6 protein-coding genes and 1 pseudogene are annotated in these 7,522 nt (G+C 45.8%); 2 read left to right on the forward strand and 5 right to left on the reverse strand.

The features are described from left to right. Positions 1–37: 37 nt before the first annotated feature. On the forward strand, positions 38–547 hold the full coding sequence (gene rimI, locus RTP55_RS02550) for a ribosomal protein S18-alanine N-acetyltransferase (protein ID WP_312383942.1): 510 nt from the start codon (positions 38–40) through the stop codon (positions 545–547). Here the strand turns inward: rimI and RTP55_RS02555 are convergent. The 3 genes from RTP55_RS02555 to trxB are packed head-to-tail and all read right to left on the reverse strand — an operon-like array spanning position 540 to position 3,191. Further along, positions 540–1,358, reverse strand: coding sequence for an arginyltransferase (locus RTP55_RS02555; protein WP_312383946.1), 819 nt, complete (start codon positions 1,356–1,358; stop codon positions 540–542). The two genes, rimI and RTP55_RS02555, sit on opposite strands and share 8 nt — an antisense overlap. Positions 1,359–1,385: 27 nt before the next feature. Then, positions 1,386–2,177, reverse strand: coding sequence for a leucyl/phenylalanyl-tRNA--protein transferase (gene aat, locus RTP55_RS02560; RefSeq protein WP_282850297.1), 792 nt, complete (start codon positions 2,175–2,177; stop codon positions 1,386–1,388). 15 nt (positions 2,178–2,192) lie between these two features. Continuing rightward, entirely contained in the window at positions 2,193–3,191 is a 999-nt protein-coding gene (trxB, locus tag RTP55_RS02565) for a thioredoxin-disulfide reductase (protein WP_060996059.1), read from the reverse strand. Between the two features lie 453 nt (positions 3,192–3,644). Here trxB and RTP55_RS02570 point away from each other — a divergent pair, with 453 nt between their 5' ends. Then, positions 3,645–6,722 (forward strand): DNA translocase FtsK, encoded by a 3,078-nt coding sequence (locus tag RTP55_RS02570; RefSeq protein WP_312383952.1) that lies wholly within the window; start codon positions 3,645–3,647, stop codon positions 6,720–6,722. 72 nt (positions 6,723–6,794) lie between these two features. Here RTP55_RS02570 and RTP55_RS02575 read toward each other — a convergent pair whose 3' ends face one another. Both RTP55_RS02575 and RTP55_RS02580 read right to left on the reverse strand, forming a co-directional pair. Beyond that, on the reverse strand, positions 6,795–7,160 hold the full coding sequence (locus RTP55_RS02575) for a RidA family protein (protein WP_312383954.1): 366 nt from the start codon (positions 7,158–7,160) through the stop codon (positions 6,795–6,797). Between the two features lie 73 nt (positions 7,161–7,233). Further along, positions 7,234–7,470, reverse strand: a pseudogene (locus tag RTP55_RS02580) (FAD-dependent oxidoreductase); the annotation flags it as partial. Positions 7,471–7,522 lie beyond the last annotated feature (52 nt).

Consider the following 7,522-nt stretch of genomic DNA (forward strand, 5'->3'; position numbering starts at 1 on the left):
AGTCACTCCGGTGGCTCTTTTTTTATGGAAATAAATTATGACGGTGATGTCGATATATAACTTAGATAAAACGAGTACACAAGATAATGCTTCGGAGCAGGTACTGGCGCAGCTGGCACAAATTGAATCCGAGCTGTTTGTCCACGATGCTTGGTCGGCCGCGCAAATCAATTCACTGCTCGCGCAGCCATTTAACCATATAATTTATGCGACAGACGAGCTGAATCAGCAATTGATTGGCTATTGCATTTACAGCCACATATTTGAAGATAGTGAAATTTTAAGAATCGGAACTTGTCTTGATTATCAACAGCAAGGTATTGCAAGCCAATTGTTAACGGCTATGGCGCAAATGAGCCAAGCAACGGGTGCCGAGCGGATGCTATTAGAGGTAAGAGAAGATAATCATGCTGCCATTGCATTTTATCAAAAACATGGGTTTGAACAGGTTGCCGTTCGCAAAAATTACTACGATAATCATGACATGACCAAAACCCATGCGTTAATTATGCAGCGCAAATTCAATGCTAAATTAAATGCTAAGTAGTATTCCACATGTTTAGGTAATGCGCTTTTATCGCCTGCTGAAGCAGTGGCTCAACTTGCGCGGCTGTGACAGCCTCATCGAAGCGATGCCACTGTTGATTGATTAATAATTCACTGGGATAAAAACGCGATTTATATGCCATCTTATCCGAATCTGGTACCCAAAAACCTAAATATAAATACGGTAATCCAAGACGTTTAACATAGTCAATTTGGGTAAGTATCGCAAGGGTGCCCAAACTATTTATGGTTGCATCGGGATCATAGAAAGTATAGACCGCGGATATGCCGTCATCTAATTGGTCGCAAACTGCCACCATGACTAATTCATCATGAAGCCAAAACTCCATAAAAAATGACTGGGTAAAGCTATATTGTAGAAACTGTTTAAACCCTTGTAAATTGGGTGGATACATATCGCCATCACTATGGCGAGCGCAGATATAGCGAGCATATAGCATAAAATGCGATTCATCGGCATCATCACAAGCCGTAATTACCACATCCATCTCGTGCGATTTTTGCCATAGTTTGCGCTGGGTACGATTGGGTTCAAACTCGTTAACTACTAAACGTGTAGAGATACAGCGTTGACAATGGAAGCATACAGGGCGGTATAGATGTTGTCCACTACGCCGATACCCGAGCCGTGAAAACTGAGAAAAAAGAGGTGTACTTAAACGTTCATCCTTTGCTAATTCAATCAGCTCTAAACGTGCTGCACGATCCGGCAAATAACTACATTGATGCAGCGGCGTCAATTGGCTGGCCAGTGCCAGACTGGTCGGGGGGTGGGGTGGTTTTAACGTCATTGGTGCTTTTAAATACCCTTAACTTACCTAAGCTTGCGTAGTTGGAGGTAGGTAATAAGTCATCAAATCCTCATTTAACAGTTGATTAAGTGGCAATTTTTGACCGCAAATCGATGACCAATCAATACTCGGTAGCGATAATTGTTGCGCAAGCCCAGCTAAAAATTCCGCTCTGGGTAGGATGGATGCCCCTAAACGCAGCAAATGTGGGTTAGGCAACTGACAGTCCACCCAAGCAAATTGGGAATGCGCACACAGCTGCATTAACACAAAAAAAGCCGCTTTAGACGCATCTGTGACTCGGTGAAACATACTTTCACCAAAAAATGCTTGTCCTAGCTTTAGCCCGTAGAGACCACCAATCAGCTCATCATCATCCCAAATCTCGACACTGTAAGCCACTTGCTCGGCATGTAGCGCCGTATACGCTTCAATCATAGCGGGACTGATCCAAGTGGCTGATGTAGAAGCTTGGGCATAGGCACGGGTGTCGGCACAGGCGGCAATAACCTTAGCAAAGGCAAGGTTGAGGGAAAACGTCCAACCTGCATTTTTGATTCGCCGTTTTAGGGTTTTACTGGCGCAAAAATCGCTAGGATAAATAATACAGCGCGGGTCAGGCGACCACCAAGCGATGGGCTCGCCTTCATTAAACCAAGGAAACATGCCTTGGCGATAAGCACACACTAAGGTATCAGCCGCCAAATCACCTCCCAGCGCAATTAACCCTTCACCGTCAGGGTCTGCCGCCATCGGGTCGGGAAATTGATAACGGCAAACGAAAGGGCGTTGTAAGGGGTGGTGATTTGGCAATGGCATCGTTCAAGACATTAGCTAAACAGCAGAGGTGTTGGCTGATACCGTGGTATCGGCATTCGCTAGATTAACGATATCTAAATATTTTTCTGCATCCAATGCCGCCATACAACCCGTGCCTGCCGAGGTAATCGCTTGGCGATAGATATGGTCTGCCACATCCCCACAGGCAAACACGCCTTCGACACTTGTCGCTGTCGCATTGCCATCTAGACCGCTTTTGACCACGATATAGCCATTATTCATTTCAAGCTGATCTTGGAAAATATCGGTGTTGGGTTTGTGTCCAATCGCCACGAACATACCAGGGGCGTTGATGGTTTTGGTAGACTGGTCTTGGAGGTTTTCAATCACCACACCGGTCACGCCTGCGTCATCACCCACCACTTCTTTGACTTGGCTGTTCCATTCGATGGTCACATTGCCATTTTTTTGTTTTTCAAATAATTGGTCTTGCAGAATTTTTTCTGATTTTAATTTATCACGTCGATGCACTAAGGTGACGTGGCTTGCAATGTTTGATAGATACAAGGCTTCTTCAACCGCTGTGTTGCCACCGCCAATCACCACCACAGGTTTGCCGCGATAGAAGAACCCATCACAAGTCGCACAGGCAGAAACGCCAAGCCCCATAAATTTTTGTTCAGAGGCGAGACCCAAGTATTGGGCTGATGCCCCTGTCGCTACAATGAGTGCGTCACACGTGTAAGTCGCGCTATTGCCGACTAAGGTGAAGGGTCGCTGAGTTAGGTTCACTTGGTTGATATGGTCATACACCAATTGGGTGCCAAAACGCTCGGCATGGGCTTGCATGCGTACCATCAAATCAGGTCCCGTCAAGCCTTGTGGGTCGCCAGGCCAGTTATCAACTTCCGTGGTGGTAGTCAACTGCCCGCCAGTCTGCATACCTGTGATAATGACCGGTTTTAAATTGGCGCGCGCTGCATACACGGCGGCAGAATAACCCGCTGGACCTGAACCCAAAATAATAAGCTGGTGATGGATAATTTCTGACATACGTCTTTCCTAACAATCGCTGAATAATAAACTAAATAATAAAATAGGCTAATTTTTGATTCATAAGTAAGATAGGGGCTAACATCGAAAATAGCAAGTAAATGTTATTTTTATAACAGATTCATCGCGAAATCAACGCTCAAGCAAAGCTCAATCAACGCTCAAAAATGGCGTCAGTTTGTTATCAAAAAAATACCCTACTATCCGGCTTTGTTGGCACAAACCGCATTTATCATAGGGCTTGAATTGGCTGATTTAACAAAGCAATTTTTCGCAAAAAAAGCTCAGCAACTCACCACTTAGATTTGATATGATAGTCGATTAAAAGGGTGATTGTAACCAACGTTTTCCCAAAATCATTGTTTTTTCACAATCATTATCAGTCAGTCATGGCTGAACAAAGCGTTGGCTACGGCTTATCCAAAGCAGGTTCAAATTCAAAGGTAAATTGCGTTGTCTTATTATATTCGTCAAAGTGTGCTTACGATTATCTGGCTAATCGTGGCATTGTTGTTAGTCATGTCCCTCATCAGTTATTCTGCCAATGATCCTAGTTGGTCGCATATCAGTAGTGCGGCAAATGAAGTCAGTAACTTGGCAGGCACAGGTGGTGCGTGGCTGGCTGATATTTTGTATGCGTTTTTGGGTGCGGCGAGCTGGTGGCTGATTGTCATTGCCTGTTATGAAGCTTGGAATGTATGGCGCCATGATGTAGAGCCTAATGGCTTGTTACGTTTTTTGGGTTATATCTTTTTAATCATTGCCACCGCAGGGCTGACAGGGGTGTTATCGTTTGGCTGGTTGGCGCAAGGCATGATCGGGCAAATCGTCGGCAATGGGCTTAGTAGTTTATTAACCTACTGGGGGACTTTGTTGTTTTTATTGGTGTTTATTGCGATCACCGTGACATTTACCTTTGATTTACATTGGCATGAGATTTTATCAGGTCAAGCTATTCGCAGCCGCCTACACGCTGAAGCTACAGATGAAGAAACCAATACTGAGCTGAAGGCGACTGCTCAAGAAGCAAGTCAAGCAAAACCAAACGACACCGCGCAACTGCCTTTGCCATTAGCCTCCCATGACACTGAACAAGCCGCTTATGACAGTAGTCATCTAGCGGATAATGAGGCGTTTGTCGGTAGTCCACTCGATGCGTTTTTGGATGAAACGGGTTTTAGTGAAATCAAAGATTATGAATGGCTCGAAGAAAACGATGCTACCAATCCATTTAAACCCGTCAGCTCCACCTATGTGGCAAATACCAAGCTGACCAAAAAACTCGATGAAAAACTGCAAAGTGAAATCATTAAAAAACCGTTTAAAATGCCTACCTTGAACAGACCGCATTCGATACAGGTAGAATCGCAAATCACTCAACCAACTCAGACAAAGCAGCCTAGTGTAGACACATCGTCAACTATGACAAACATGGATGAAGCCTCTATGATGTTTGCCGCAGGTACAGGGGAGCTAGCGGATAAACAAATTTCTGAGCCTATGACTAGTCGAGAGATGGCTGGACAGGAAAAGACTATTGACTTGTCAGATTTGGATCATTTAGCAGATAGCGTAGATGCTGGATATGACTTATCACAAAATCCTGTGCTAGAGCCACTGTTCGAGGGCATTAAAACAGAAGGCATTGAAGCAGAAGGTATTGAAACACCAACCCCCTCAGTCGCATCGTTATTGGGTATGCGACAAGTCCCAGCGCAAGCTAGGGCTAATCCATCAGATGAAAATGCCGCCGCATCTGTGGGAGCGGAATTTTCAACCCCTGCAGCAAGTCCGATGCCAACCCAAATAGCACGTCCAGCGCAAGCCGTCACCCAGATTACTGGTAACGAGATTGCTGCCACCGAGATTAATAGCAACGAGATAACCCCTTCAATACCGACTCACAGCCGTTCGGTGGAATCTGAGCTACTCGACCAAATCGAACAGCCCGCAGCGCCTCAGGTCAATCAGCCGCTTGATATCAATGACGATAGCCTATTTAGTCAGAAATCGCGTGCCATGCAAACCGCAGCTTATCGTGCCAATTTAAGCCCGTTACCTGAGTTATCGCTGCTTGATTTGCCAGACCCTGACCGCAAGCCAAGCTACAGCCGCGAACAGTTGCAGCAGTTGTCAGCGCTGTTAGAAATCAAGCTACAAGAGTTTAATATCAAAGCAGAAGTGGTCAATGCGCAAATGGGTCCAGTGGTGACGCGCTTTGAAGTCTCGCTGGCGCCAGGACTTAAAGCAAGCAAGGTGACGGGCATTGCCAAAGACTTGGCTCGGTCGCTATCCATGGCATCGGTGCGTGTGGTAGAAGTCATTCCAGGTAAACCTTATATCGGTATCGAAGTACCCAATCCGCAGCGCCAAATGGTACGACTCATCGAACTACTGAAAACAGAGGCTTATCAAGACCCTGATGGCTTAATCAGCATGGCAATGGGCAAAGATATTGCAGGTAGACCGATTATTGCGGATTTAGCCAAAGCCCCACACATGCTAGTAGCAGGTACCACAGGCTCGGGTAAATCAGTATTGGTGAATTCGCTGTTATTGTCAATGCTGCTCAAATACACACCAGAACAGCTGCGATTGATTTTGATTGACCCCAAACAGCTCGAGCTTGCCAACTATGGCGATATTCCGCATCTGCTCACTCCCGTAGTCACCGATATGACCGAAGCAGCCAGTGCCTTGGCGTGGAGTGTGGCTGAGATGGAGCGTCGTTATCAGCTGATGTCATTATTCAAAGTGCGTAAACTTGATGAATTCAACAAAAAAGTCATGGCAGCCGAACAAAGTGGTGAGCCGTTACTGGATCCACTTTGGCGACCCAATGACAGTGTCAGCCAAGATAGAGCGCCAAAATTAAAACCGTTACCACAAATTGTGATTGTGGCGGATGAGTTTGCCGACATGATTATGCAGGTGGGCAAACAAGCCGAGGAGTTGATTACCCGTTTGGCGCAAAAATCGCGTGCCGCAGGGATTCATTTGATTTTGGCGACCCAGCGCCCCTCAGTGGATGTGATTACTGGTTTGATTAAAGCCAATATTCCCGTCCGTGCCGCACTTCGCGTCAACTCAAAAGTCGACTCGCGTACCATTTTGGATGCCGGTGGCGCAGAGGATATGCTTGGGCATGGGGATATGCTGTTTTTAGGACCTGGTCAAATCGAGCCTAACCGTGTACATGGTGCTTTTATCAGCGATGCGGAAGTCAACCGTGTATGTGATGCATGGCGCGAGCGAGGCGCACCTAATTATATTGATAATATGTTTGATAACTTTGAGTTAAGCTCAGCGCCAAGCGGTGGTGATGCTAGTGGGTCTAGCAATGGCGAAGAAGACCCACTGTATGATGACGTGGTGGCGTTTTTGCTCGAAACCCGTAAAGTCTCTGCATCAAGTATTCAGCGCAAATTTAGTATCGGCTATAACCGCGCAGCACGAATCGTTGATGCCATGGAAGAGGCGGGCTTGGTGAGCGGCATGACCAAAAGTGGTAAACGTGAGCTATTAATGTAGAGGTTAGACAAATAAAAAAGGTGCGATTCATGCACCTTTTTTATTTAACCTTTTGAGCGGTTATGTGTTCATTTAGTCTATGGTATTTTGCGCTGCGACTACCACAATTTCTAATTTCCATAAAGGATTAACCAATTCAGCTTTGACTGTCGCACGGGTAGGCTTTGGGCAATCGGTTAACCAATCGCTCCACATGCTATTCACCACCGCAAAATCCGCCAAATCCTTGATAAAAATCTGAGCGGTTAGCAGACGTGATTTGTCGCTATTGGCTTTGGCGAGCATGGCGTCGATATTGTCTAGTACCTCTTGGGTTTGTGTGCGAATATCGGCAGTGTCGGTATTTGGCACTTGTCCTGCGAGGTACACCACTTGGTTAAAAATGGTAATTTCACTTAGATAGTCATTGCTATCAAATCGTTGAATGTGTGCGGTCATGGTGTTTTCCTTGTAAACGGATAAATGTTATTTATGCATAGTCTTTACAAATATTTCTGATAGAAAATAGATGCTAGGAATAACGCTGTAATGATAAGCCGTCAATGCGAATGTCAGGCGTTTTGCCGAGCACCAAATCGCTGATTAATTTGCCAGAGCCACACGCCATTGTCCAACCCAATGTGCCATGTCCTGTGTTCAAAAATAAATTGCGATACCGAGTCGCGCCAATGATAGGGGTGCTATCGGGGGTCATCGGACGTAGCCCTGTCCAAAAACTTGCGTTTGGCAAATCACCGCCCGCAAATAATACCAAACCCAATAATTAAAGCACTGCCCAATGACGAGCAGTGAGCGACTTA

This window comes from Moraxella sp. CTOTU47579 (genome assembly GCF_032004885.1).
GTDB classification, from domain to species: Bacteria; Pseudomonadota; Gammaproteobacteria; order Pseudomonadales; family Moraxellaceae; genus Faucicola; species Faucicola tetraodonis.

Excerpts from the sequence above, each read along its gene's own strand:
- rimI (WP_312383942.1), top strand. The coding sequence starts at position 38 with ATGACGGTGATGTCGATATATAACTTAGATAAAACGAGTACACAAGAT.
- RTP55_RS02555 (WP_312383946.1), bottom strand. The coding sequence starts at position 1,358 with ATGACGTTAAAACCACCCCACCCCCCGACCAGTCTGGCACTGGCCAGC.
- aat (WP_282850297.1), bottom strand. The coding sequence starts at position 2,177 with ATGCCATTGCCAAATCACCACCCCTTACAACGCCCTTTCGTTTGCCGT.
- trxB (WP_060996059.1), bottom strand. The coding sequence starts at position 3,191 with ATGTCAGAAATTATCCATCACCAGCTTATTATTTTGGGTTCAGGTCCA.
- RTP55_RS02575 (WP_312383954.1), bottom strand. The coding sequence starts at position 7,160 with ATGACCGCACACATTCAACGATTTGATAGCAATGACTATCTAAGTGAA.